Annotated in this window: 19 protein-coding genes; 7 read left to right on the top strand and 12 right to left on the bottom strand. The window is 66.5% G+C overall.

Annotated features, from left to right (window positions below; translation table 11 throughout):
• The first annotated feature begins 92 nt into the window (after positions 1-92).
• Entirely contained in the window at positions 93-1,001 is a 909-nt protein-coding gene (locus F3J19_RS08725; RefSeq protein WP_167039811.1) for a LysR family transcriptional regulator, read from the top strand.
• Between the two features lie 120 nt (positions 1,002-1,121).
• Here the strand turns inward: F3J19_RS08725 and F3J19_RS08730 are convergent, their stop codons facing one another.
• Positions 1,122-2,450 carry an MFS transporter gene (locus F3J19_RS08730; RefSeq protein WP_167039813.1) on the bottom strand — a complete coding sequence of 443 codons (1,329 nt, stop codon included), beginning with the start codon at positions 2,448-2,450 and terminating at the stop codon, positions 1,122-1,124.
• Positions 2,451-2,532: 82 nt separating this feature from the next.
• Positions 2,533-3,807 (bottom strand): glucarate dehydratase family protein, encoded by a 1,275-nt coding sequence (locus tag F3J19_RS08735; RefSeq protein WP_167039815.1) that lies wholly within the window; start codon positions 3,805-3,807, stop codon positions 2,533-2,535.
• A gap of 218 nt (positions 3,808-4,025) precedes the next feature.
• Between F3J19_RS08735 and F3J19_RS08740 the strand changes: the two genes are divergently transcribed.
• The gene (locus F3J19_RS08740) at positions 4,026-4,730 is read left to right on the top strand and encodes a GntR family transcriptional regulator (RefSeq protein ID WP_167039817.1); all 705 of its coding nucleotides are present in this window, start codon (positions 4,026-4,028) and stop codon (positions 4,728-4,730) included.
• 33 nt (positions 4,731-4,763) lie between these two features.
• Here F3J19_RS08740 and F3J19_RS08745 read toward each other — a convergent pair whose 3' ends face one another.
• Together F3J19_RS08745 and F3J19_RS08750 are read right to left on the bottom strand one after the other, a co-directional pair.
• A complete protein-coding gene (locus tag F3J19_RS08745) occupies positions 4,764-5,381 on the bottom strand; it encodes a dihydrofolate reductase family protein (protein ID WP_167039819.1) in 618 nt (205 codons plus the stop codon).
• 150 nt (positions 5,382-5,531) lie between these two features.
• On the bottom strand, positions 5,532-6,146 hold the full coding sequence (locus F3J19_RS08750) for a TetR/AcrR family transcriptional regulator (protein WP_167039821.1): 615 nt from the start codon (positions 6,144-6,146) through the stop codon (positions 5,532-5,534).
• 83 nt (positions 6,147-6,229) lie between these two features.
• Between F3J19_RS08750 and F3J19_RS08755 the strand changes: the two genes are divergently transcribed.
• Complete coding sequence (locus F3J19_RS08755) at positions 6,230-7,357, top strand: MBL fold metallo-hydrolase (RefSeq protein WP_167039824.1); 1,128 nt, start codon at positions 6,230-6,232, stop codon at positions 7,355-7,357.
• 85 nt (positions 7,358-7,442) lie between these two features.
• Here the strand turns inward: F3J19_RS08755 and F3J19_RS08760 are convergent, their stop codons facing one another.
• Entirely contained in the window at positions 7,443-8,462 is a 1,020-nt protein-coding gene (locus tag F3J19_RS08760; protein WP_167039826.1) for a DedA family protein/thiosulfate sulfurtransferase GlpE, read from the bottom strand.
• Positions 8,463-8,886: 424 nt separating this feature from the next.
• Here F3J19_RS08760 and F3J19_RS08765 point away from each other — a divergent pair, with 424 nt between their 5' ends.
• Positions 8,887-9,492, top strand: coding sequence for a peroxidase-related enzyme (locus F3J19_RS08765; protein ID WP_167039828.1), 606 nt, complete (start codon positions 8,887-8,889; stop codon positions 9,490-9,492).
• Positions 9,493-9,549: 57 nt separating this feature from the next.
• Here the strand turns inward: F3J19_RS08765 and F3J19_RS08770 are convergent, their stop codons facing one another.
• The 3 genes from F3J19_RS08770 to F3J19_RS08780 form a co-directional block, all read right to left on the bottom strand.
• Positions 9,550-10,812, bottom strand: coding sequence for an MFS transporter (locus F3J19_RS08770; protein ID WP_167039830.1), 1,263 nt, complete (start codon positions 10,810-10,812; stop codon positions 9,550-9,552).
• Positions 10,813-10,961: 149 nt separating this feature from the next.
• Positions 10,962-11,879 carry a LysR substrate-binding domain-containing protein gene (locus F3J19_RS08775; protein ID WP_167039832.1) on the bottom strand — a complete coding sequence of 306 codons (918 nt, stop codon included), beginning with the start codon at positions 11,877-11,879 and terminating at the stop codon, positions 10,962-10,964.
• 281 nt (positions 11,880-12,160) lie between these two features.
• Positions 12,161-14,140, bottom strand: a complete 1,980-nt coding sequence (locus F3J19_RS08780; RefSeq protein ID WP_167039834.1) for an EAL domain-containing protein — start codon at positions 14,138-14,140, stop codon at positions 12,161-12,163.
• A 676-nt stretch (positions 14,141-14,816) separates the two neighbouring features.
• Between F3J19_RS08780 and F3J19_RS08785 the strand changes: the two genes are divergently transcribed.
• On the top strand, positions 14,817-15,095 hold the full coding sequence (locus F3J19_RS08785; protein ID WP_167039836.1) for an HU family DNA-binding protein: 279 nt from the start codon (positions 14,817-14,819) through the stop codon (positions 15,093-15,095).
• Positions 15,096-15,298: 203 nt separating this feature from the next.
• On the opposite strand, the gene F3J19_RS08790 is transcribed toward F3J19_RS08785, so the two are convergent.
• From F3J19_RS08790 to F3J19_RS08805, 4 genes are all read right to left on the bottom strand, one after another.
• Entirely contained in the window at positions 15,299-16,417 is a 1,119-nt protein-coding gene (locus F3J19_RS08790; RefSeq protein ID WP_275692057.1) for a 3-deoxy-7-phosphoheptulonate synthase, read from the bottom strand.
• Between the two features lie 88 nt (positions 16,418-16,505).
• Positions 16,506-16,796: a hypothetical protein gene (locus F3J19_RS32365; RefSeq protein ID WP_205192667.1), complete on the bottom strand. Its 291-nt coding sequence runs from the start codon at positions 16,794-16,796 to the stop codon at positions 16,506-16,508.
• A gap of 163 nt (positions 16,797-16,959) precedes the next feature.
• Positions 16,960-18,864 carry an MltA domain-containing protein gene (locus F3J19_RS08800; protein WP_167039838.1) on the bottom strand — a complete coding sequence of 635 codons (1,905 nt, stop codon included), beginning with the start codon at positions 18,862-18,864 and terminating at the stop codon, positions 16,960-16,962.
• Positions 18,865-18,909: 45 nt separating this feature from the next.
• Positions 18,910-20,949 carry a serine/threonine-protein kinase gene (locus F3J19_RS08805; protein WP_167039840.1) on the bottom strand — a complete coding sequence of 680 codons (2,040 nt, stop codon included), beginning with the start codon at positions 20,947-20,949 and terminating at the stop codon, positions 18,910-18,912.
• A 323-nt stretch (positions 20,950-21,272) separates the two neighbouring features.
• On the opposite strand from F3J19_RS08805, the gene F3J19_RS08810 reads away from it, so the two are divergent.
• Positions 21,273-23,510 (top strand): CHAT domain-containing protein, encoded by a 2,238-nt coding sequence (locus tag F3J19_RS08810; protein ID WP_240158827.1) that lies wholly within the window; start codon positions 21,273-21,275, stop codon positions 23,508-23,510.
• Between the two features lie 22 nt (positions 23,511-23,532).
• Positions 23,533-25,209, top strand: a complete 1,677-nt coding sequence (locus tag F3J19_RS08815) for a ShlB/FhaC/HecB family hemolysin secretion/activation protein (RefSeq protein WP_167039841.1) — start codon at positions 23,533-23,535, stop codon at positions 25,207-25,209.
• The last annotated feature ends 66 nt before the right edge of the window (positions 25,210-25,275 follow it).

The raw sequence follows: 25,275 nt of genomic DNA on the forward strand, positions 1-25,275 counted from the left end.
AGAAGTAACTGGCAGCGATGATAGAATTTTCCGTGTATGAATAAAAATGGATTTATTTCATACAAGGATCGATTTTGTTCATGGAGTGAGGCATGCTGGAGCGCAGTCACCTGATGGTCGTGCGCGAGGTGGAGCGTCTGGGGTCGCTCACCGCCGCCGCGAATACGCTCAATCTCACGCAGTCGGCCCTGAGCCACGCGGTGAAGAAGCTGGAGCAGCAGCTAGGCACGCCGGTATGGACGCGCGAGGGCCGCTCGATGCGGCTCACGCAGGCCGGGCAGTACCTGCTCGGGCTCGCCAATCGCATGCTGCCGCAGTTCGAGCTGGCCGAGGAACGCATGAAGCAGTACGCGCAAGGCGAGCGCGGCACACTGCGCATCGGCATGGAATGCCACCCGTGCTATCAGTGGCTGCTCAAGGTGGTGTCGCCGTATCTCGCGCGCTGGCCCGACGTCGATGTCGACGTGAAGCAACGCTTTCAGTTCGGCGGCATCGGCGCGCTGATCGGCTACGAAATCGACGTGCTCGTTACGCCCGATCCGCTGAAGCGGCCCGGGTTGCGTTTCCAGCCGGTATTCGACTACGAACAGGTGCTGGTCGTCGCCGACGGACATGCGCTGGCGGACGAAGCGTACGTCACGCCCGAACAGCTCGCGAGCGAAGTGCTGATTACCTATCCCGTCGAGACCGACCGGCTCGACATTTACACGCAGTTTCTGACGCCGGCCAACGTCGTGCCGAGGCGCCACAAGGTGATCGAGACGACGGACATCATGCTGCAGATGGTCGCGAGCGGCCGGGGCGTCGCGGCGCTGCCGCGCTGGCTCGCGGAAGAGTACGCGGGCTGGATGCCGATCACGCCGCTGCAACTCGGCAGGAAGGGCATCGCCAAACAGATTTTTCTCGGCACCCGCGAGGCCGACGACGAGATCGACTATCTGGCGGCCTTCGTGAAGGCCGCGCGCGAGCCGGAGTGGAGCGAGGCGAAGGTGCGTCGGTAGTTGTGTTGGGTTGGATGAAGAAAGCGGATTGCCTGTCGTTGCGAGAAGCCGCCGCGTTCAGATAGTCCATTTGTCTCGACCCGATTGCGGCTCGCCTGGCGCGAGCTCTCCCTACACCCCCTAATGCGCGGAAGCCGGCACGCCCTCGCGAGGCGCCATGCGGGAAAAGAACACGACCCCGGCGGCCACGACCGACATCACCGCGAGTCCGGTCATGCCGCCTTCGATCGAGCCGGTCTTCTGTTCGAGAAAGCCGAAGGCGGCCGGCGCGACGAAGCCGCCCAGGTTGCCGATCGAATTGATCAGCGCGAGCACCGCCGCGGAAATCCGCGCGTCGAGATAGCCTTGCGGAATCGGCCAGAAGAGCGACGACGCGGCCTTGAAACCGATTGCCGCAAAGCAGATCGCGACGAACGAGAACAGCGGGCCGCCCTGGCCGGCCGCGTACATGCCGAGTGCGGCGATCAGCAGCACGCACGCGACCCAGGCTTGCTGGAACTTGAAGCGTGCCGCGAGCATCGCGAAGAAGTACATCGCCGCGATCGAGATCAGCCACGGAATCGAATTGAACAGCCCGACCTGCAAGTCGTTGAAGTGCCCCATCTTGCGAATGATGCTCGGCAGCCAGAAGGTCGCGCCGTAGATCGTCAGCGACACCGCGAAATAGATGACGCAGAAGATCAGAATCTGCGGATCGCGCAGCAGACTCCACAGCGACGGCTTGACCGCATGCACCGCTTCGCGTTGCCGCTGCTCTTCCTCGATGTCGCCGATCACCGCATCCTGCTCGGCGCGCGTGAGCCAGGCGGCGTCGCGCGGCTTCGAGTCGAGCCATAGCCAGATGAAGCCGGCCAGCACGACCGAGAACATGCCTTCGATCAGGAACATCCATTGCCAGCCGCGCAGCCCCGCGCCATTGATCAGCATGAGCCCGCCCGAGATCGGCCCGGACAGCACCGAGGCGAGCGCCGAGCCGCTCAGGAAGATCGCCATCGCCTTGCCGCGCTCCTTGCCCGGCAGCCATTGCGTAAAGTAGTAGATGACGCCGGGAAAGAAGCCGGCTTCGGCCGCGCCGAGCACGAGACGCATCACGTAAAACGACATCTCGCCGCGCACGAAGGCCATGCCGGCCGCGGCGAGCCCCCATGTGAGCATGATGCGCGCCAGCCATAGCTTTGCGCCGAAGCGCTGCAGCAGCATGTTCGACGGCACTTCGAAGATCGCATAGCTGACGAAGAAGAGCCCCGCGCCGAGACCATACGCCGCCGCGCCGATGCCGAGATCGGCGCTCAGATGCTGGCGCACGAAGCCGATGTTCACGCGGTCGATATAGTTGACGATGAACATCACCACGAAGAGCGGCAGCACGCGCCACTTGATCTTGTGTACCGCGCTCGCCAGCACGCCGGCCGGGTCGTGGCGCGGCGCGTCCGGGATGGTTCTACTCATGAGCCTGTCTCCTTCGGTGGCAGTGCGTGTGGCGTGCCGGGTCGGTGTGTTGTGGATCGGCAGTACGGATCAGTAGTGCGGATCAAAAGCGCGGGTTCTTGCCGCTGAAGCCCGGGTCGTACTTGCGCATCTGCGCGAGGTCGTCGCGATTGCGCACGCCGCACGACAGGTACTGCGCGTGCAGTTCGGCGAGCCGTGCGCGATCGAGTTCGACGCCGAGGCCCGGCGTCGTCGGCACGCGGACCGAGCCGTCGTCGAATTGCACGCGGCCGCCCTGGATGACTTCTTCTTCCTGCCACGGATAGTGCGTGTCGCACGCGTAGGTCAGGTTCGGGATGCTGGCCGCGACGTGCGTCATCGCCATGAGGCTGATGCCGAGGTGCGAGTTCGAGTGCATCGACATGCCGAGGTCCCACAGCCTGCACATGCGCGCGAGCGTTTGCGTCGCGCGCAGGCCGCCCCAGTAGTGGTGATCCGACAGCAATACCTTGATCGAACCCATTTCGCAGCCGCGGCGGAAATCGTCCATGGTCGTAATCACCATGTTGGTCGCGAGCGGCAGCTTCGTATGCTTCTGCAACTCGGCCATGCCTGCGAGTCCCGGGCACGGGTCTTCGTAGTATTCGAGAATCTCGTCGAGCTCGGGCGCGGCCTCGATGCTCGTCTTGAGCGTCCAGTTCGCGTTCGGGTCGAGCCGCAGCGGCATACCGGGGAACGCCTTCGCGAGCGCTTTCATGCAGGAGATTTCATGCGCGGGTTCGAACACGCCGCCCTTCAGCTTGATGCTTTGGAATCCGTAGAGATCGATCATGCGGCGCGCCTGCGCGACGATCTGTTCGGGACTCAGGCCTTCGCCCCAGGCGTCGGGCGCATAGGGCTTCTCGATGTGTTCGGCGTACTTGAAGAACAGGTAGGCGCTGTAGGGCACCGCGTCGCGCACCTTGCCGCCGAGCAGGTCGACGATCGGCGCGCCGACGATCTGCCCTTGCAGGTCGAGCATCGCGACTTCGAGGGCGCTGATGACTTTCGGCGCGTTCTTGGCCGAATGCGAGCCGGGCGCGAGTTCGAATTCGACCGCGCCGGTGCTCGCCTTGATCGTGCCGCGCACGCGTTCTTCCATGCGATTGAGGTCGAACGGCGAGAGGCCGACCACGAGCGACTTCGCCTGGTCGAGCACGCGCAGCATGGGTTCGTCGCCATAAGTCTCGGAGATACCGACGCGGCCGTCGCTCGTCTCCAGTTCGAGGATGGCGCGCAAGGCCCAGGGTTCGTGAATGCCGGCGGCGTTGAGCAGCGGGCCGTCGCGGAAGGCTATCGGCGTAATGCGAACCTGCGTGATCGTGATGTCGCGAGTCATGGTCGGAAATGGGCGATGAAAGGTTAAAAGGTCGATGGCGGCATAGTAAAGCACTAATATATTAGTGCGTCAGTAGGGAAACTACCCAGTCCCCGTTCGGTGCGAGGCGGCCGGGAAGCCCGCTGGAAGGGGCTCGCGTCGGCTATAGTTCTAATGTTTCAGTGCGCGGCCGCAGCCGGTTGCGTTTGCGTCCACGTTTCAGCGCTTCAGTTTCCGTCATGAAAAACCACGCTATTTCGTCAGGGGTGACCCGGCTCGACCGGTCCCGCCACGCCGCGCCGCAAGTGTTCGAACGACTGCGCGACATGATCCTTTCCCTCGAACTGACGCCCGGCACGGTGCTCTCGCGCACCGAGCTCGCGAACCGCTACGGTCTGAGCCAGACGCCGGTGCGCGACGCGCTGATGAAGCTCGGCGAAGAAGGGCTCGTCGACATCTTTCCGCAGCACGCGACCGTCGTGAGCCAGATCGACGTGACCTCGGCCTTGCAGGCGCATTTCCTGCGCCGCTCGATCGAGCTCGAAGTCGTGCGCACGCTCGCGGAGCAACGCGATGCGGGGCTGATCGCCCAGTTGCGCGCCACCATCGCGAAGCAGACGGAACTGCTCGATCTGAAGGACTACGAGCATTTCGCGCTGTTCGATCAGGCGTTTCATCGCCAGATGTACGAGGCGGCGGGCGTGCCGCAACTGTGGGACCTCGTGCGCCGGCGCAGCGGCCATATCGACCGGCTGCGTCGTCTGCATCTGCCGGTGGCGGGCAAGACGGCGGCGGTGGTGCGCGATCACACGGAAATTGTCGATGCGATCGACCAAGGCGATGTGCCGGCCGCGCAGGCCGCGCTGCGCAAGCATCTATCGGGCACGCTGAACCAGATCGACCAGATTCGCACGAGTCATCCGGATTTTCTGGCGGACGATTGAGCGCGCCGGGCGACGCACCTGAAGTCGATCGGCTTATTCGAACTCGCCCGTGCGCACCTCGCCGTCGCGCAGGTAGCGCGTAATCAACACGCCGCCCGGCGTGCTGACCGAGTGCGCGAGCGTGAAGGCGGAGGCGGACGCGTCGTCGCCGAACAGGCGCTTGCCGCGTCCCAGCATGACGGGGAACACCTGCAAGCGAAGTTCATCCACGAGGCCCGCCGCGAGCAACTGGCGCACCATCTCGCCGCTGCCGAACGTCAATAGATTGGCACCGTCTTCGCGTAGAGGCGCGCGTATCGCATCGGCGAGATCGCCCTGCAACGCGTGACTGTTTTGCCAGCCGAGCGTATCGGCGCGATGCGTGGCCACGTGCTTGGGGACGCTATTGAACAGGTCGGCAATGGCGCGGCTGTTCGAATCCGCCGGCACGTGCGGCCAGTATCCGGCGAAGATGTCGTAGGTGTTGCGCCCGAGCAGCAGCTCGAACGGCTGCGAGAGCATGTCCCACAAGTTTTGGCCAATGGCTTCGTCAGCATAGGGAACCATCCAGCCGCCGAGACGGAATCCGCCGCTGGTGTCTTCCGCTGGCGCCCCGGGGGATTGGGTGACGCCATCCAGACTGATGAACGTGGAAACGGTGAGCTTGCGCATGATGTTCTCCAGGTCTACGGACACGATTGGTACGCAGATACGACGAACGATACGCTTGAAAATCGACAGGCCGGCGAGCGGCTTGCACGCGATGGCCGCGTGAGGCACATCATGAGACACGGGCGTTGCGCGTGAGCCTGACGAACCGGCTCACGCATACCGCGCGAGGAACATATCCGCCGTTGCTTCCGCGATGCGCTTCTGCTCTTTGGCATCGAGCGGCACTTGCCCCATCGTCACCTGCGGCCAGAACGCAAAACCCTTGACGAGCACCTGCAACTGCAGCGCCGCGAAGAGGGGATCGCCGGTCTTGAGGCGACCGTCGGCGGCCGCCGCGCGGACCCAGGCCGTCAGGTCTTCCTCGCGCTCTCCCATGCGAGCGACCATGTCGCGGGCGCGCTCCGGCGAATGGATGCCCGCCGCGATCGCCACCCGTGCCAGCGACAGGAAGGACTCGTCGTTGAGCAGCCGCAGCTTGCGCTGCAACAGATCGAGCAACTGCCCGCGCAATGGCTTGTCGGCCCGATAGGCGGGCGCATCGCCGCCCTGGCTCACATCCCATAGCTGATGAAGAATCGCCGCGAACAGTGCCTCCTTGCTCGGAAAATGGTTATAGACCGTACGCTTCGAGACGTTCGCGCGGGCGGCGATACGGTCCATGCTGGTCGCGTCGTAGCCGGCCGCGAGGAATTCCTCGATCGCGGCGCCGACGATCGCGACACGCTTGCGGTCCGTCAGACGTTGGGGTGGGGCAGTCGATTCCATGGAAAGATTTTACACTGGCCAGTTTACTTTTCTCGAAAATAAACTACACTGCCGAGTGTACATTTTTTGAAGGTCAACTCATCATGTCGCTTCCCGCTTTGGTCGGCCGTATGCTCGGCGTGAGCGCCGCGCAACATAGCCGCGCGACGTTCGGCCACTCGCCGCAGCATGACGGCGAGCGCTTTCGCAACGTCAGGCCGCGTCCCGCGGAAAGCCTGCGCAAGACGCTCGGGCTCGCGTGGACGGTGCTGTTCAACAAGCCGCGCGGCACCGTGCCGGCAGCGGTATTGCCCGTCGAAACGCTGACGCGCGCGCAACTCGACGCGGCGCCCGACCGCAGCCTCTACCGGCTCGGTCATTCGACACTGCTGCTGAAGTTGCGCGGCCAGTTCTGGCTGACCGATCCGGTGTTCGCCGAGCGAGCCTCGCCGTTTCGCAGGCTCGGTCCGAAGCGCTTTCATGCGCCGCCGATCGCCCTCGACGATTTGCCGCCGCTGCGCGGCGTGATCCTCTCGCACGACCACTACGACCATCTCGACCGCGAAACGGTCCTCGCGCTGGCGCAGCGCACCGGGGTGTTTCTGACGCCGCTCGGCGTCGGCGACCGGTTGATCGAATGGGGCATCGACGCGGACAGGGTGCAGCAGTTCGACTGGTGGCAGGGTACGCGGGTCGACGGCATCGAGTTCACCGCGACGCCGGCCCAGCACTTTTCCGGGCGCAGCCTGTTCGACGGCAACAGCACGTTATGGGCTTCATGGGTGATCGCCGATGACGATCTGCGCGTGTTCTTCAGCGGCGACACCGGCTACTTCGACGGCTTCAGCATGATCGGCGAGCGCCTCGGACCGTTCGACGTCACGTTGGTCGAAACCGGCGCTTACGATCCGATGTGGCCGTACGTTCATATGCAGCCCGAAGAAACCGTGCAGGCGCATATCGATCTGCGCGGCCGCTGGCTCGTGCCGATTCACAACGGCACCTTCGACCTCGCGATGCATCGCTGGCAGGAGCCGTTCGAAAGAGTGACAAGACTGGCGCTGGCGCGCGGGGTTGCGCTATCGACCCCGCGCATGGGCGAGCGGCTCGATCTGAACGCGGTGCATCGCGGCGAACGCTGGTGGCGCGATGTCGTGGAGCCGGTCGCCGCGCCGAGGTCTGCGTGGCGGTGGTGCGCGGCGCGCCATGCAGAGAGCGCCGAGTCCTCCTGAGCGGTGCTCAGCCGGAATCGTGAGCGCGCGCGTTATGTCGTGGGTGACGCTCGATGACAGGAGTGGTGTGATGGGCTGTCAATAGCTATTCCGCGAGTCGCGCGCGCACCGTATATTCGCCCTCGTTGCCCTTGTCTTCGAGCATATGCGCCATGGCCGTATTGAAGTCGGGCGGCAACGGCTCGACCGGATAGCCGCGCTTTTCCCATGCATCGAGGCCGCCCTTCAGCGCGCGCACATGATGAATGTTCTTGCGATGCAGTTGCTTGACGATGCGCTTGGCCGTCGCCTCGTTGGGACACACGCAATAGACGACGATCGGCCGCTTCAGAAAGTCCGGATGAATCGGATCGGGTGAATCGAGGTCGAGCGGCCGCGCGCCGGCAATCCGGTGCGATTCTTTTTCGCGCACGGTGTGTGGACGCGCGTCGAGAATCAGCGGCGGCTCGTTCGACTTCATCATCTCGTCGAGCTGGTCGGGCGAAATGCGCGTATGCGCGAGCCAGCGGCGAAACTGCAAACGGCGCAACCAGCGATAGAGCAGAGCTACCGCGAAGATCACCGCGAACGTATCGACGATCGTGCCGCCGTTGCGCCGCACGAGCAGCATCAATTGCACGATCTGATCGTGCAGCGCGCCGCCGCCGATGACCCATGCGCTGGCCCACAGCGTGGCGCCGATCAGGTCCCACCACAGGAACACGCCGACCCCGATTGCGGTCGTGCCGAGCAGCGGCGCGGAAATCAGCCCGACGCCCGGCAGAAACTTCGCGACCACGAGAATCGGCGCGCCATAGCGCTCATAGGTGTTGCGCGTGGCGCGCAGGGTCGTGTCCAGCGACAGCGAGAAGCGCACGAGGTAGTTCAGCAAGCGGCGGCCGTACGCGCGTCCGGCGAAAAACCATAGCGAGTCGGCCAGCAGCGTAGCGCCGACCGCCGCGCACACCACGGCGGCGTACGAGGTCTGTCCCATGGCTGCCATGGTTCCGCCGAGAATCAGCATCGGCGCGGCCGGAATCGGCATGCCGAGCTGCGTGACGAGCACGCTCATGAACACGGCCCACACGCCGAGAGAGGCTGGAATAGCAACCGGAAAATGCCACACAACCGCGCTCCTGATAAGGCAAGCAAAAGAGGGAATTCGCCCGCGCCCGGCCGGTGCATGGCACGGGCGACGCTGGCGGCCTCGCGGAAGCAGGCGCGCGCGTCGGCGCGAAAGACGGATTTAAGCACAGGTAGCGGGTCGGCGTTGTGAAAGCACATCGGCGCGGCGGGGTTTTTGCGGCGGCGGGGAGGGGTGGGCTGGGGTGGGCTGTCTTGATGGGGCATCAGAAAGCCGAACCGTGCGGGACAAGCGATGCGACATTGCACCGCATCACCCATCCCCCAACGGATCGTACGGCACTGCGCGTTCATGTTCGGCCGCCTGATTGCGCGCGGCGATATCGGACCTTGTTCGGCGCGAATGGCGTCGCCAGGGCGTTGCTACAATGATCTCCACACCCTGAAGGACATCACGGAGACAGCGTATGGCAACGCTTCAGCCCATCAGCCGCTACCCGGTGCCCGAGCCCGGCGAGTGGCCTGACGATATCCGTACCCGCATTCTCGAGGTGCAGGAGAAAGCCGGTTTCGTGCCGAACGTGTTTCTGACGCTCGCGCATCGCCCCGACGAATTCCGCGCGTTCTTTGCTTATCACGATGCGTTGATGCTGAAGGAAGGCGGTCTCACGAAAGGCGAGCGCGAGATGATCGTGGTCGCGACGAGCGCGCTCAACGATTGTCTGTACTGCGTCGTCGCGCACGGCGCGATTTTGCGCATCTACGAAAAGGCGCCGTTGCTCGCGGACCAGGTCGCCGTCAATCATCGCAAGGCCGACATCACCGAGCGTCAGAAAGCGATGCTCGATTTCGCGCTCAAGGTGTGCCGCGCATCCGGCACGGTCGGCGAGGACGATTTCCGGACGCTGCGCGGGCACGGCTTGACCGACGAAGACATCTGGGACATCGCGGCGATTACCGCGTTTTTCGGCCTGTCGAACCGCATGGCCAACGTGATCTCGATGCGTCCGAACGACGAGTTCTATCTGATGGGGCGCGTGCCGAAAGCCGCCGCGGACACGCCGAAGAAATAGCCTCGGCTGAGATTGCTTCGGTATCCGTAGCGGCAGCGGCTCGCAGCGAGGTTCGCCTCAGGCGCGCGCAGGGCCGGCGCGCGGCGCGGGCGCGCTCGCCGCCGTATCGTCGATCGGGAAGTGCAGCATCGCGGCCAGCACGCCGGCGACAACGGTCGCTTCCCACAGCAGCGAGTACGAGCCGGTCAGATCGAAGACGAGGCCGCCGAGCCATGCGCCGAGAAACGAGCCGATCTGATGGCTCAGAAAGCAGATGCCGAACAGGCTGCCGAGATGGCGCGTGCCGAACACCTTGGCGACGAGACCGCTCGTGAGCGGCACGGTGCCGAGCCACGTGAGGCCCATCACGGCCGCGAAAAGCACGACGGACGTGGCGCTTTTCGGCAGCACGAAGAATACGCCGATCGTCGCGCTGCGCAGCAGATAAAGCCAGCCGAGCACGTAATGCTGCCGGAAGCGGCCGCCGAGCCAGCCGCATGCCCAGCTGCCCGCCATGTTGAAGAGGCCGATCAGCGCGAGCGCGGTGGCGCCGAGTCCGAGCGGCATATGGCAGAGCGTCAGATATTCGGGCAGATGCGTCGCGATGAACGCGAGCTGGAAGCCGCACGTGAAGAAGCCGAGCGTGAGCAGCAGGTAGCCGCGATTGCGCGCGGCCTGCGCGAATACGGCACGCAGCGGGATGGCCGGCGCTTCCTGCGGCTGAGCGCCCGCCGGTGTCGGGGCGCGCCGGTCGAGCACGATACCGAGCGGCGCGACCAGCAGCATCACGAATGCGAGCACGAACAGCGAGGTCGCGATCCCCGCGTGCAGGCGGATGCCTTGCACGAGCGGCACCATCAACACCTGGCCCGCGGAGCCGCCGGCGCTGACGAGGCCCATCGCGAGGCTGCGTTTTTCCGGCGAGGCGATGCGGCCCACTGCCGGCAGCACGACGCCGAACGTCGTGCAGCTCACGCCGATGCCGACCAGCAGGCCCATGCCGACGATCAGCAAGGCGCCGCCCGGCGCGACCGCCGCGAGCCCGAGGCCGGCCGCGAAGGTCGTCGCGCCGAACGCGACCACGGGCGCCGAGCCGTAGCGGTCCGCGGCCGCGCCCGCGAACGGCTGCGCGAAGCCCCATACGAGGTTGTGCAGTGCGATTGCGAACGCGATCTGCGTGACCGGTACGCCGCGATCGAACGAGAAGGGGCCGATGAACAGCCCGAAGGTTTGGCGGATGCCCATCGCCGCGCTCAGGACGAGCGCGCCGGCGACGATCACGAGCGTGGTCGTCGTCGGATGGAAGGCAGCGGGGTAGCGCTTGCTATGGGTGGTCGACATGGCGGGTTCTCCTTGAGCGCCATGTTCGCAGTCCGCAGCCGCTGCGGCAAAAGAAAAGTTTTCGGCGACAGGTGAGCGTGGCTCATCTGTTCCGGTGCCGTGCCTATGCCGCGCTTATGCCACAGTTATGTCGCGCCCATGCCGTGCGATTACGCCGCGGCCTGCGAATCGAACTGTGCCGCCGAGTCGGCGAGCCAGCGCTTGAAGTCGGCCAGCTCCGGCCGGCGAATCGCGCTTTCCGCGTTTTCGGCGCTGACGAGCCAGTAGGCGGTGGTCGACGCGATCGTGCTCGCGCAGGCCTCGACGAGCGCGCCGCTCGCGAGATCGCCGTCGACGAGCGGCTTGCGGCCGAGCGCGACGCCGAGCCCCATGCTGGCCGCCTCGAACGCAAGCTGGATCGTGTCGACGCGCAGGCCGCCGCTCACGTCGACGCCATCGGCGCCGGTCGCGTCGAGCCACGCCTGCCAGTCTTCGCTGGCGGCATTCACGTGAATCAGCGTCGCGTGTTGCAGGCTCGCCGTGCCGTGCTCGTCGAGCAGCGTTTGCCGATAGGCGGGGCTGCACACGGGCACGAAACGCTCGCCGAACAGACGCGTCCAGGCCATGCCGGCAACCGGCGCGCGGCTCATGCGAATCGCGAAATCGAAGCCGTCCACCGGAAAGCCCACCTGACGATGCGACGTATCCACGCTCACGCTGACGTTCGGCCAGCGCGCGCGAAACCCGGCAAGACGCGGCAATAGCCAGAGTGCGGCGAAGGTCGGCGCGCAACTGAGCGCGATGGGGCGGTCCGCGCGATGATTCGGCAGACGCTGCGTGCCGATTGCGATCAGCGAAAACGCCTCGGACACGTACGACAGATAATCGGCGCCCGTCGCCGTCAGCGAAATGCCGCGCGGTTCGCGCACGAACAGCTCGACGCCGAGCGCCTGTTCGAGGCCGACGATGCCGTGACTGATCGCGCTCGGCGTGACGTTGAGCTCCGCCGCGGCGAGCTTGAAACTTTGGAGCCGGCCGGCCGCTTCGAAAAAGCGAAGCGCGGGCAGCGGCGGCAAACGAAGCGGCATGATGCGTTCCCCCTGGAGCGGCCATCTCGCGAACGGCGCGCGTGCTGCGTGATGTCTCGTGTGCGGTATTGCGAAGTGCGACCCGAAGTGGGGCCCCGAAGTGCGACCAGATAGTGCGGTCCGGTAGTGCAGCCCGGTAGTACAACCCGATCGCGTGGTTCGATAGTGCGGCCCGATAGCATGGATAGTACGGCCCAACAGCATGGCCCGCTGCCGGGCAACCGCGTCTCGCGCAAGCATACCTTGCCCCGCCCGCATGGCGGGCACGTCGCGGCGCGCGGCTAGCCCTGCGCTTCTACTTCCGCCGCGTGACCCTGTGCGAGCGCGGCGCGCAGATAGGTGCCGACCGCGCTCGCCCGCATCGGCAGGCTGAACAGATAGCCCTGCACCGCGCGGGCGCCGAGCGCCTTGACGACCTCGGCCTGCAACGGCGTTTCGAGTCCTTCGACCACGCATTCGAGGCCGAGATTGCGGCACAGGTCGATCACGGACTTGATGATCTTCTTCGATGCGCTGTTCGAGTCGACGTCGCTCACGAAACCGCGGTCGATCTTGATCGTATCGAACGGCAGGCGGTGCACGTAGCTGAGACTCGAATAGCCGGTGCCGAAATCGTCGAGCGAAACGCGGCAGCCGGCCTGCTTGAGCATCGTGAGCGCGCTGCGCGCCTGTTCGAAATCGCGCGTCAACGCGGTCTCGGTGATTTCGAACGTCACGCGATGCGGCGGCACGCCGCTGTCCAGCACGATATCGATGAGCCGCCGCGCGCGTGCCGACGTCGAGATATCGACCGCCGACAGGTTGAACGACAGATAGAGCACGGGCGGCCAGTGCACGACTTCGGCGAGCGCCCGGCGCAGCAGCACTTCGGTGATGCACAGAATCAGTTCGGTACGCTCTGCAATCCGAATGAACTCCTCGGGCCTGACCATGCCGAGCCGCGTGTTCTGCCAGCGGCCGAGCGCTTCGAGCCCGATGGGCCGCAGCGTGAGCAGATCGTAAATCGGCTGGAATTCGAGGAACAGCTCTGCGTCGAGATCGGCGTGACGCAGTTCCTGGGTGACGAGACTCAGGCGGCGAATGCGTGTCTCGTGTTCGGTCGAGAAAATCACCGGCATGCCGCGGCGATTTTCCTTGCCGACGTAGAGCGCGGCGTCGGCGCGCTCGAACACCTGCGCGACCGTCGACCCCGCTTCGGGAAACGCGGCCCAGCCGATCGTGCCCGACAGTTCCGCGACGTTGTCCGCGACCTGATACGGCTGGCTCAGCGTATCGCAGATGCGTTGCCCCAACTCGATCAGCGTGTCGTTCGAGAGCTTGTACTGCACGAGCACGCCGAATTCGTCGCCGCCGAGGCGCGCGAACAGCAGCCCCGGTTCGTCGAGCGCGAGCAGGCGCGCGCCGACTTCCTGCAGCACCAGATCGCCGCTCGAATGCCCGTAGATATCGTTGACCTGCTTGAAGCCGTCCAGATCGATGAGGCCGACGTTGAAGCTGCCGCCGGTGGCGAAGGCCTGCTCCGACATCTCGCGCAGCGACGCGAAGAAACTGCGCCGGTTCGGCAGGTCGGTGAGGCTGTCGATGTTCGCGAGCCGGAAGTTGTCGTCGCTCAGACGCTGCGTATTCTGCTGGCTCGCCTGCAATTCGCGCTGCGCATGCACGGCGTCGGCGAAGGTGCGCCAGTAGCGCTGAATGACGAGCGCGAGCGCGACGCCCACGAGCGTCATGTCGACCGCCATCGCCATAAAGACCGGATAGCCCGTCAGAACGAAGAAGACGGCGAAACTCAGGATGACGATGCAAAGCAGCAGCAGCGCCGGCACGCGCAGATGGATCAGACAGAACACGCAGCCGACCAGCGTCGTGGCCATATAGAACGCGACCTGGGCCCGCTCGAAGGCGGTGCCGTACGGAAACAGCAGCAGCGACCAGGCGCAGAACGCAACGCCGAACAGACCGACGAGCCAGGTCAGGCTGTGCATTTCGGCGACGGCCTGCTCCGGGGTCAGCGCGCGATGCCGCACGCGCCACCAGCGCACGCAGCGCGCGATGCACATCAGGCCGAGCGCCGCGGGCATGTAGATCGACACCGGGGCCGGCGCGCTATCGAGATGCGTGATCGCGACCGAGGCCGTGTTGACGAGCAGAATGAAGTACAGAAGCGGTATCTGGCGGCTGAATGCCTGCAACTGCGCGCGCACGATTTCCGGATCGCCTTGCGCGACCGACAGCGCTTTTCTCAACCTTGCTAGCCAAACCATTCCCATCCCTCGAAGACGTTTGCGCGGCCCGCGCCGCTTCTATATCGGCGGGATGCTGCGAAACTTGAGCGGGCCGTCTCGCCGATGCGGACGGGCCATCGGGCTCCACGCAGAAACGCCGGGAAAACGAAGACGGGCTCGCATTCTTCCCGGTAAGTACTACCGGATGATGAGCGTAGATCGCAGCGAAACCAGTCGTTTATGCCGTGTCATGTTCAAAGTGCCACAACATGCGGGGTTGGCCGCGCATCAAAAAAAGCGCGATACGGCAGCGCGTAGGGCGGCGGCAAGACAGCGCAGGAAGGCCTTGCCGCACGGTCGCCACGATTTTTAATGGCTTGCCGAAAGTAAATTTTCAGAGCATCGCGCACGTGTGGAGCGCACTCGCCGCGAACCGCCCCGCCATGACGGCGAGGCCCGCGATACGCGCGGGGTCCGCGCTAAAGCACTGAAATTGCAACGGATTGTGATGTGCGGCGCGCGCGCCCGAAATGGCCGGCACGCATAAGCCCGCGATTCTTATGGCACTTTGCGCCGGGAAATCGTTAAATGTGCCCCGCGTCGGCGATACAAGCCTTACACCAAGGGTTTGCGCGAAGGTGGGGCTATGCGTTAGTGTGTCGGTCCCGGCGCCTCGAAAGGGCGCCGGTTCCATGATTACCATACGGGAAGTGCTATGAACAAACAGGAACTGATTGACGCAGTCGCCGCAGCGACGGGCGAAAGCAAAGCGGCCACCGGCCAGACCATCGACGCGATCGTCGAAGCGGTGACCAAGGCCGTGGTGGGCGGCGATACGGTGCAACTGGTCGGTTTCGGTTCTTTCTCGACCGGCGCGCGCGCAGCACGCGTGGGTCGCAACCCGTCGACGGGCGAGGAAATCCAGATCGCTGCCGCCAAGACGGTGAAGTTCACCGCGGGCAAGGCGTTCAAGGAAGCCGTCAACGCGTCGTAATGGAACGCGCTTCGCACCGGACGCGCGCTGCGCTCTCCAGCATGCCATGCGTGCCGTGAGGCGCACAAAGGCGCGGCATCGGGTGTGAGGAATCACGCGCTGCCCAACCCCGGCAATCCCGACAGGCAGGTTGGTCCGGCGGCTGGCGTGGCGCGTGTGCCTGGCTTTCAGCGAAAGCCAGGCTGCCGCAGGCGCGCGGCGGCTCAGCCCGCGCGACGCTGACGGGTGGCGTCGGCGAGTATCGCGAGCACCGGCTCGGTTTGCGTCCAGCTCACGCAGGCATCCGTAATCGACACGCCGTGACGCAACGGCACGCCAGGCTTCAGGTCCTGACGGCCTTCTTCCAGATGACTTTCCAGCATGACGCCGATGATGCGGCGCTCGCCTTGCGACAACTGCCGCGCGATATCCTGCGCCACCTCGATCTGACGCAGATGCGACTTGTTCGAGTTCGCATGCGAGCAGTCGATCATCACCTGTTCGCGCAGACCCGCTGAACCGAGCGCCTCGCAGGTCGCCTGGACCGCCGCGCTGTCGTAGTTCGGTCCTTTCTTGCCGCCGCGCAGGATCACGTGCGCATCGTCGTTGCCGCGCGTTTCGAAGATCGCGGCCATGCCCATTTTCGTCATGCCCATGAACGCGTGGCTCGCGCGCGCCGCGACGATCGCATCGGCGGCGATCTGCACGCCGCCGTCGGTGCCGTTCTTGAAACCGATCGGGCAGCTGAGCCCCGAAGCGAGTTGCCGATGGCTCTGGCTCTCGGTCGTGCGCGCGCCGATCGCGCCCCAGGCGATCAGATCGGCAATGTACTGCGGGCTGAGCAGATCGAGGAATTCGGTCGCGGTGGCGAGCCCCAGCCCGTTGATGTCGAGCAGCAGTTGCCGCGCGAGACGCAGGCCTTCGTTGATGCGGAAGCTGCCGTCCAGACGCGGATCGTTGATATAGCCTTTCCAGCCGACCGTCGTGCGCGGTTTTTCGAAGTACACGCGCATCACGATCAGCAGGTCGTCCTTGTAGTGATCGGCGGCGGCCTTCAGCTTGTGCGCGTATTCGATCGCCTGGTCGTGATCGTGAATCGAGCAGGGACCGACGATCAGCACGAGCCGGTCGTCGCGGCCATGCAGAATATCGGCGATTTCCACGCGGGTCTTTTCGACGAGCGTCTGCACCGCGGGCGGCACCGGCAGTTCGTCCTGCAGCAGCGCGGGCGAGATCAGCGGACGGACCGCGCCGATGCGCACGTCGTCGATGCGCGTGGTGTCCTGGGTCGCGTCGGCCGAGCCGATTTCCTGATCGTGCAAGGGGTTGTCGAGGGCGCTCAAAATCTTCTCCGGAAGCGGTTGATAAGGCGGCGTGGCCGCCTTTCCATGCGCGCGCCGGCGTGCCGAAAGCGCGGGCGCTGCGTGGGGTTTAACGGGGGCCGCGCGGGTCGGCGCGCGAGGACGGGCGCGACCGCGCGCGGAATGCGCTGGCGCGATTATGACATCGGCACGCTAAGGCTCGCTGGGGCGTGGGCGGCACGAGCGGCACGAGCGGCACGAGCGGCACGAGCGGCACGAGCGGCACGAGCGGCACGAGCGGCACGAGCGGCACGAGCGGCACGAGCGGCACGAGCGGCACGAGCGGCACGAGCGGCACGAGCGGCACAAGCGGCACAAGCGGCACAAGCGGCACAAGCGGCACAAGCGGCACCGGCGGCACGCCGCGTTCGGCGCTTGCCGGGCGGCCTCACGGGGGCTGGCGCGATCATGTGGGATCCTGCACGATCACCCGCGGCTATGTGCGGCCACCCGCGGCCACCCGCGGCTACGCACGCCCACCCGCGGCCACGCACGCGAAGCCGCCGCCGCTTTGCGCGACACGCCTAAGGCGTGTCGTCCACGCAGAGCACGGGATCGCTGACGAGGCAATCGGCATCCGATGCGGCAGGCCCGGCTCCGCGCGTTTTCAGCGAGGTCTCCTGCGCGGCGATGTGCAGGCCTTTGGGCAGCAGTACCCACATGCGCAGCCGTTTCTTGGTGTGGCTTGCCTGCGTCTGCGCGGTTTGACCGAAGCCGTAGAAGTAGTCGGCCCGCACGGCCCCCTGAATCGCGCCCCCCGAATCCTGCGCCAGCATCAGACGGTTGACCGCGCCGGGCGCCGCGGGGTCGTCGCGCGTGGAGACGAACACCGGCGCGCCGAGCGGCGTGGTGCGCGGATCGACGGCCACCGAGCGTCCCGCCGACAGCGGCACGCCCAACGCGCCCAGCGGACCATTCGGCGAATCCGGAATCGCGCGGAAGAACACATAGCTCGGATCGGTGATCGCGAACACGGGGCGAGGCCGCGTTGCGTTCGCGTCATGCGCGCCGGTTGCACCGATTGCGGCGCTTGCCGCATTGCCCGGCTTGTGCGCGCCGGCGGTGTCCGCGATGGCCGGCGTGATCGTGCCCGCGCTCGACGGCGTGCTCGTCGCCAGTGTGAAGCCGCGCAGCAGCGGCGACGAGGGTTCGTCGTCATCGGCGGTGGTGGGCGCTGCGTCGCCGTCGTTGCCCGCGGCCGGCGCGTCGTCGTCGCCGACGTCGACCTGCATCTCCATGCCGCGCACCACGAGCTTGCGCGCGCCGGCCGCCGCGTTGCCGTTGTGCGCGAGCGGCGGCAGAAACGGTCGGCCGTTCTGTTCGGCATAGGCAAAGCGGCGGATCGAGCCGTCGCTCATGCGGACCTTGCCCGCGCCTTGCAACTGCATCGAATACAGCATCACCGGATCGTCGACATAGGCGAGGACCGGCGCCTTCAAGGCGCCGCGCTCGATCTCGGCGCGGGTGTAGTACGGCACGATGCGCTCGCCGTCGAGCCGCAGGCGGATCTTCTTGTCGCGGATATCCGGCACGCTGTCGCGCAGGTCGAGCGTATAGACGCCCTTCGGGTTGCCGCCGCCGCTCGTCGTGCCGGTTGCATCGCCGAGCGGGATCACGTTGCGCCCCTCGATGCGCGCCGCGCTCACGCTGCCGCGCGCGCGGTCCGGCAAACGCCGCGCGTCGAGATAGAGCATGTCGGTCGGCGTGCCGTAGAGCGGATAGACGTAGGCGCCGCCGTACTGCGGGCTGCCGTTGAGCAGGGGCTCGTAATAGCCGGTCATGGTGCCGTCGGCCGAGCGGTCGGGATTGCGGATCTGATAGGCGTTGAAATACGTTTCGAAGAAATGCCGGATGGCCGCGACGTTGCGCGCATCCACCGCGCGCGCGGCATTGCATGGGTCCGACCAGCCGCTGCGCGCGCCGAGCACGAGGCAACTGCGGCGGAACGCGTCCCAGGATGCGGCGACGTCGTCGGTGTCCCAGCCGGGCAGATCGCCGAACGCGGTCGGCTCGTAGTACGCGTGGCGCGTGGCGAAGCCGCTGGCGAGGGCGGGTTTGGATGGTGTGCTGGCGGTGCCGCTGGTTGTGGTGCCAGTGGTGCCAGTAGTGCCGCCGCTGACCGCGCCGCCGGTCGGGCTCGCAGCCGTTGCCTGTGCCGTTGGCGGCGCCATCGCCGCAGCGGGCATGCGCGGTGGCGGCGCGACAGGTTGCGCGAGCGGCGGTGCGGTCAACGCGGGTTGCGCGGCGGACGATGCCGATACCGTCGCCGCCTGCTCACCTGTCGATACCGCTGCGACCGGCGAGACCGGCGACGACGACACCGCCGCATGACTCGTGGCCCCCAGGACCACGCTCGTCGCAGGATTGTTGCTGACGCAACCCGCGAGCGTGGCGGTCAGCGCAAGCAGAAGAAGCGGAACCTTTTGCATGCGGCCTCCTTCGGGCCATCGCGAACATCGTGCGCGCGGCTAGCCTCACGGCTTGACGGCATCGATGGTGAATGTGGCGGCGCCGAACTCGCCGGTGCAATTCGCGCTGCCGGCCGGGCAGCGCGGCTTGCCCGCGAACGGCGAGTAGCTCGGGCTGCGGCGCGCGGCCGCTGCGTGCTGGGCACCGTCGGGGAAGGTCTGGAACGGTGCCGCGGGCTTCAGTCCGCCGTCGGAGAAATCGCGCGGCGTCGTCGAGACCAGCGTCAGGAAGTGATTCGGCCCCGGCGGATTGCCCGCCAGCATCGGCCAGCTCGCGCGCGGCAGCGAGAGCGTCTGAGCGGCGGCGATCCGGTTGTTGCGGTCCAGTCCGTTTGGAAACAGCAGCAGGTACTGCCCGTCCGGATCGACCATGAAGACGTACACATAACCGGCCCGATTGCTGGCGAGTCTGAATTGCAGATGATCCTTGCCGATCGTGGCGGTCGCGCTGCTCGGCGTGGCGGTGACATGAATCGCGGGATCGGCCAGCGACGCAATCCGCTCCAGCTCGCTGGCGGGCGTGTAGGGGGCGAGGGTGTCGGCCGATGCGGCCGACTCGGCAGGAACGGTAGGCGCAGCAGGTGCGGCAGGCGTTGGCGTGACGCTGGCGGGGGGCGTTGCAGGCGTGCTCCCGATGACCGGCGCGGGGGCCGTGGTCGCCGGACTTTGAGCGATATCGGCCGGAGTCGTCGGCGCGGCGTCGACGGGCTTCGGCGTCGTTGCACCGGGAGCCCCGGTGCTTGCCGTTGCCGTCGCGGTTGTGGTCGCTGTCGTGGTCGCAGCAGTACTCGCGGCCGGTGGCGTGCGCGTCGCGAACCAGGTGCCGACCGCCGCCAGCGCAACGACGCCAACCACCCCCGCCGCAATCAGCCCCGCGCGTTTCTGTTGACCGTCGGCGCCAGTCGCGGTGACGGCCGCCGTCGCGGGCTCGTTGCGCTTCGCCGCGACGGTGACGGGCGGCACCGTTGGCGCGCTGGCGCCCGCCGCATCGACGGGGGCGCGAGAGGTGTCGTCATGCGCCTCCTGCCCGGCATCGGACGTATCGATCGCAATGCCCAGTTCGCTCGCGAGTGCCTGAACGCTTTGCGGACGCTGCTCGGGGCTCACGGCGAGCGCGTGGTCGATCGCGCGCAAAAACCGCTCGCTATACCGGCCCGCCGCGGTCGTGGCGAGCGGCACATAGGTATCGCTCATCAGCCGGCCGACCGAAGGCGGCGGCGTCTTGCCCTCGATCGCGAAATAGACCACCGCCGCCAGCGCATACACATCGGTCCACGGCCCCTGTTTCAGCGCCGCCACTTCGGCGTATTGCTCGATGGGCGCATAGCCGGGCTTCAGGATCACCGTCAAGGCCTGGGTCATGTCGCCGATCACCCGCCGCGCCGCGCCGAAGTCGAGCAGCACGGGGCGGCCGCTGCCCTTGAGCAGCATGATGTTGTCCGGTGCGATGTCGCGGTGATAGCACTGCGCCGCATGCAGCACCGCCAGCGCTTCGATCAGCGGTGCAAGCAGCGCGCGCAGCCAGGCTTCGTCCGGGGGCGCGGGCAGGCGGCGCAAGCCGTCGCGCAGCGTCATGCCTTCGTAGTACGGCATCACCATATACGCGGTGCCGTTGGCTTCCCAGAACCGGTACACCTTGACGAGCGAATGATGATCGAAGCGGGCGAGCAGCCGCGCCTCGTTGATGAAGCTTTTCAGGCCGGCGCGAAAGGTCTCCTCATGGCGCTCCGACTTGACCGACACCTCGGCCGCGCCGACCCGCGAAGCCAGCGCGGCCGGAATGTATTCCTTGAGCGCGACGTGGCGGCCGAGCTGGGTATCGTAGGCGAGATAGACGATGCCGAAGCCACCTTCGCCGATCAATTCGACGATCTCGAACTCGCCGAGCCGGGTGCCGGCGGCGAGCGCATGTTGCGCGTTCGGGCTCTGCGCGGCAGGGCGGGTGACGACGGTACGATCGGGGTCCGCGTTTTCGCTTGCGACCGGTGGGCCGTCCGCTGCGGGTGGCCGTTGCACGATCACGGTTTTGTCGTCGGGGCTGCTCATCGGCTTCGGCTCTTTGGAGTGGACGACGGCCGCGCCCGGCATACGCGAGCGCCACCCTCGCGCGCAGGCGCGTCCACCCCTTGAAGACGAATCAGCGCGCCGCATTTTGAAAACGGCTCGGCGCACGAGCGCGAACCGCGCCGGGCGGTGCTCGCGGCGCGCGCTCCCTGTTTCAAAATCGGCGCGCATGATTCGTTTACACGGTAGTAACAAAAAATCGCTGCGCGCAACACGAGGGTTGTGCGCGCATTCCGTCCCAGCCGCTTCCTTTTGCCTTCTTGCAGGAAGTTAAAGTGAACGAGCGCCAAGGCTTATCAAGCGGGATGGCACACAGCGTCGTGCGCGGTATCGGCCGGCGCGCTGTCGTGACGTTGACCCGGGGTATCGATACGGTGTGGCTCACGGGCGCGCTCGTGGCCGGCGCGCTGCTGGTGGGCGCGGCGCCTCAAGCGCAGGCGGCCGGCGGCGCGTCCGCGGCGGTGGCGCGGCCCGCCAGCGCCGCGGGGCTGGCCCCCGAATCGTTCGGCTTTCGCCAGGCCGAGGAACGCGAACGCGACGCCGAAACGATCAACACATTGACCGCCGAAGGGCGTCTGCTGCTCTCGCGCGATCACGTCAAACTTCCCGCTTACGACTATTGCAGCATGTCCGTTTCGGCGGCCGAGCGCGGCGACTTCCGCGACAGCGTCGACGCCGCCGCGCGTGCGCTCGTGGTCGCCGGGCAGACCAATAACGCGGACCTCGCGGCCCTCTCCAAGCGCGATCTCGCGATCGCCTACAGCTATGCCGGCGATCTCGACAACGCCGAACGCTACGCCCGCGAGGCGCTCGCCTCGACGCCGAAGGCGCCCGAGCAGGTCTACGCGCCGGCCGACAAGGTACTCGGCGATGTCGCGTTGCGCCGGGGCAAACCCCGCGAGGCGCTGGCCGCCTACAACGATGCGCTGGCGACCGCGTCGCCGCGCTACAAGCCGCTCGTGCTGATGTCGGTGATCAACGCGCAGCTTGCCGCCGGCGACACGGCCGGCGCGCGCCAGACCTTCGACGCGATCGGCGCGCCGGCCACGGCGGAACTTGCCCCCGAGTATCAGCGTATCGAAGGCAATCTGCTGCTTGCCGAAGGCAAGCCCGAGGATGCACGACGCGCGTTCGAAGCGCTGCTGGGCCAAAGCGGCAATTCCGGCGACGCGAACTACGACCGCCTGTGGGCTCACGAAGGCATCGGCCGCGCCGATCTCGCGCTCAACGACAAGCCGCATGCGCGCGAAGCCTATCTGCTGGCCGTCGACGACGCCGAGAAAATCCGCGCGCGGTTTCGCAGCGACGAGTTCAAGACCGGCCTGTTCGGCGATACGCAAACGGTCTTCGAAGAGGCCATCGCATTGAGTGTCGACGCCGGCGACTACGAGGGCGCGTGGATGCTGTCCGAGCGCAGCCGCGCGCGGGCGCTGCTCGACGTCGTGCGCAACCGGGTCGATGCCGGTGTCGACGACCGTCAACTGAACGGCCAGGTGCCGAGCCTCGCCGCGACGCGCGCCGTGCTCAGGCCGAACGAGGCGATCGTCGAATACCACAGCCTCGACAAGGAGATGATCGTCTGGGTGGTGCGTCGCGACGGCCTGACCGGCTACACCTTGCCGATCGCGCGCGCCGACATGGACGCCGCCGTGACCGACATACGCAACGCGATCGTGCATCGCCGCCCGGCCGCGCTCACCTACGGCGACAAGCTCGATGCGCTGCTGATCGCGCCGCTCGGCCTGCGCCCGAACGAGCGGCTCATCATCGTGCCGCACGGCGCGCTGCACTATCTGCCGTTCCAGGCGCTGCACAATGCCGACGGCTTCCTGATCGAACGCCATCCGATCGCGCTCGCGCCGTCGGCGAGTGTCGCCATTCAACTCGCGCAACGCCAGCAGAAGATCGCGAGCGACCTGGTCGCGTTCGGCAATCCGACCATCACGCCCGCGTATGCGCTGCCGGGCGCCGAGGCGGAAGTGCAGGGGATCGCACCGCTGTTCGCGCACAACGAGGTGTTTCTGCACGGCGACGCCACGCGCCTGAGCTTTCGCGACAACGCGCCGGCGGGCCGCGTGCTGCACGTGGCGACCCACGCCCAGGCCGACACGATCGATCCGCTGCACTCGCGCATCCTGCTCGCGCCGGCGACGCAGCCCGCCGACGGCCCCGACTCGCTGCTCGCCAAGGACATCTACAACCTCAAGCTCAACAACGTTTCGCTCGTCACGCTGTCGGCCTGCGAGACCGGGCTGGGGCGGATCGCGCGCGGCGACGAGATTCTCGGTTTCACGCGCGCGTTTTTCTATGCCGGCGCGACGAGCCTGATCGTGTCGATGTGGCCGGTCGCCGACGAATCGAGCGCGCTGACGATGCGCACCTTTTACTCGCAACTCGCCGAAGGCCATGAGGCGATCGATGCGATGCGCACCGCGCAACTGGCGGTGCTGCACACGCCGCGTTTCGCGCATCCGTTTTTCTGGGCGCCATTCGATCTGATGGGCGGCTGGCGCCTGACTATCGCGCGGCCGCAACAGGGATGAACCGACACCTCGACCTACATCGATGAAAAGACTCCGACTGATCGCCGCGGCGGTGTCCTGCGGCAGCGTGCTCGCGTGGGGACAGACGCTGCCGAACGCGGGCAGCATCCTGAACCAGACGGCGCCGCGCGATACGCGTCCCGCCCCGCCGGCCGGCAGCCAGGCGTTGCCGGCGGTGCCGCAGGCGGCGCCGCCGCCCGTCACCGCGGCCGGCCCGAGCTTCGTGCTGAAGCACATCACGCTCAAGGGCAACGACACGATCGCCACCGACGTGCTGCTCGCGCCCGTGCAGGACCGGATCGGCAAGGAGACCGGCTTTGCCGGCCTCGAAGCGATTGCGGCGCGCATCACGCAGGTGTATCGCGAGCGCGGCTATCTGCTGGCCCAGGTGGTGATCCCGCCGCAGGACGTGAGCGCCGGCAACGTCGAACTGAGCGTGCTCGAAGGGCGCGTCGGCCATGTGCGGCTCGACATCGCGGCCGGCACGCCGATCCGCGAAGACCTGCTGCGCGAGCGGGTCGCGCAGATTCCGCTCGGCCGGCCGCTGCAGCAGCACGAGCTCGAACGGACCATGCTGCTGCTGTCCGATCTGCCGGGTATTCAGGTGTCCTCGGCAATCGAGGCGGGCGAGGAGCCCGGCACGGTCGATCTGACCATCAGCGTGGCGCCTGCCAAACGCTGGACCTTCGCGGTCGACCTCGACAACTTCGGCGCGGACGCGAGCGGCACCTGGCGGCTCGGCGCGCTGGCCCGCCTGAATTCGCCGTTCATGATCGGCGACAACCTCGACCTGCGGCTACTCGGCGGCCAGCGCGGCGACACGCTCTATGGGCGCGTCGGCTACGAGGCACCGCTCAATGCGCAAGGCACGCGCCTCGGGGTCGCGGTGTCGCGGCTCAACTACGCGCTCGGCAAGGAGTTCGCCTCGCTCGACGCGCAGGGCGAGGCGACCGTGGTCGACTTCACGCTCACGCATCCGCTCGTGCGCACGCGCAATCAGAGCCTGTTGGGCCGCGTCAATTTCGAATACCGCGATCTGATCGACAACGTCGGCGTCGTCGATCAGCACAATCCGAGGTCGCTCGTGGAAGGCAGCATCGGCCTGAGCTACGAAAGCCGCGACGCGCTGTTCGGCGGCGGCTTCAACAGCGCCGACGTGGAGTTGCTGATCGGCAGCCTGCATTTCCGCAGCGCGGCGGCCGAGCAGCTCGATGCCTCGTCGTTGGGACGCGACACGCAAGGCAACGAACTGCGCGCGACTTTCTTTGCCAACCGCCTCAATGCGGTGACCGAGCGGTTCAGCGTGTTCGCCGGCGTATCCGGCCAGTGGGCCGCGACCACGCTCGACAGTTCGTCGCGCTTCCTGCTGGGCGGTCCGCACGCGGTGCGCGCTTATTCGCCCTCCGAAGCATTGGTCGACGAGGGGTTCGTCGCCACGCTCGAAGGCCGCTTTGCGATCGATGCGCGGGCGACCGTGTTCGGCTTCTTCGACTTCGGAACCGGCTGGTACAACGCCAGTTCGCGGCCGAACCAGGGCTCGAACGTCATCACGCGCAGCGGGGTGGGGGTCGGCGCATTCTGGGCCGCGCCGGGCGGCTTCTCGTTGCAGGGCACGGTCGCATGGCGCACGACCGCGCCCGACACGACCGGCGACGACAAGCTCCCACGCTTCTACGTACAACTGACGAAGACGTTCTGACGGGGCAACGCGGCATCGCGAAGAGCATCACAAAACACAGTATGACGAAGGGCAGCGAAAGCATGA

It is taken from the genome of Burkholderia sp. Ax-1724, assembly GCF_011752995.1.
Lineage (GTDB): Bacteria > Pseudomonadota > Gammaproteobacteria > Burkholderiales > Burkholderiaceae > Paraburkholderia.

Excerpts from the sequence above, each read along its gene's own strand:
- F3J19_RS08770 (WP_167039830.1), bottom strand. The coding sequence starts at position 10,812 with ATGTCGACCACCCATAGCAAGCGCTACCCCGCTGCCTTCCATCCGACG.
- F3J19_RS08810 (WP_240158827.1), top strand. The coding sequence starts at position 21,273 with ATGGCACACAGCGTCGTGCGCGGTATCGGCCGGCGCGCTGTCGTGACG.
- F3J19_RS08750 (WP_167039821.1), bottom strand. The coding sequence starts at position 6,146 with ATGGAATCGACTGCCCCACCCCAACGTCTGACGGACCGCAAGCGTGTC.
- F3J19_RS08755 (WP_167039824.1), top strand. The coding sequence starts at position 6,230 with ATGTCGCTTCCCGCTTTGGTCGGCCGTATGCTCGGCGTGAGCGCCGCG.
- F3J19_RS08740 (WP_167039817.1), top strand. The coding sequence starts at position 4,026 with ATGAAAAACCACGCTATTTCGTCAGGGGTGACCCGGCTCGACCGGTCC.
- F3J19_RS08800 (WP_167039838.1), bottom strand. The coding sequence starts at position 18,864 with ATGCAAAAGGTTCCGCTTCTTCTGCTTGCGCTGACCGCCACGCTCGCG.
- F3J19_RS08780 (WP_167039834.1), bottom strand. The coding sequence starts at position 14,140 with ATGGTTTGGCTAGCAAGGTTGAGAAAAGCGCTGTCGGTCGCGCAAGGC.
- F3J19_RS08745 (WP_167039819.1), bottom strand. The coding sequence starts at position 5,381 with ATGCGCAAGCTCACCGTTTCCACGTTCATCAGTCTGGATGGCGTCACC.
- F3J19_RS08730 (WP_167039813.1), bottom strand. The coding sequence starts at position 2,450 with ATGAGTAGAACCATCCCGGACGCGCCGCGCCACGACCCGGCCGGCGTG.
- F3J19_RS08775 (WP_167039832.1), bottom strand. The coding sequence starts at position 11,879 with ATGCCGCTTCGTTTGCCGCCGCTGCCCGCGCTTCGCTTTTTCGAAGCG.
- F3J19_RS08805 (WP_167039840.1), bottom strand. The coding sequence starts at position 20,949 with ATGAGCAGCCCCGACGACAAAACCGTGATCGTGCAACGGCCACCCGCA.
- F3J19_RS08785 (WP_167039836.1), top strand. The coding sequence starts at position 14,817 with ATGAACAAACAGGAACTGATTGACGCAGTCGCCGCAGCGACGGGCGAA.
- F3J19_RS08765 (WP_167039828.1), top strand. The coding sequence starts at position 8,887 with ATGGCAACGCTTCAGCCCATCAGCCGCTACCCGGTGCCCGAGCCCGGC.
- F3J19_RS08725 (WP_167039811.1), top strand. The coding sequence starts at position 93 with ATGCTGGAGCGCAGTCACCTGATGGTCGTGCGCGAGGTGGAGCGTCTG.
- F3J19_RS08735 (WP_167039815.1), bottom strand. The coding sequence starts at position 3,807 with ATGACTCGCGACATCACGATCACGCAGGTTCGCATTACGCCGATAGCC.
- F3J19_RS08815 (WP_167039841.1), top strand. The coding sequence starts at position 23,533 with ATGAAAAGACTCCGACTGATCGCCGCGGCGGTGTCCTGCGGCAGCGTG.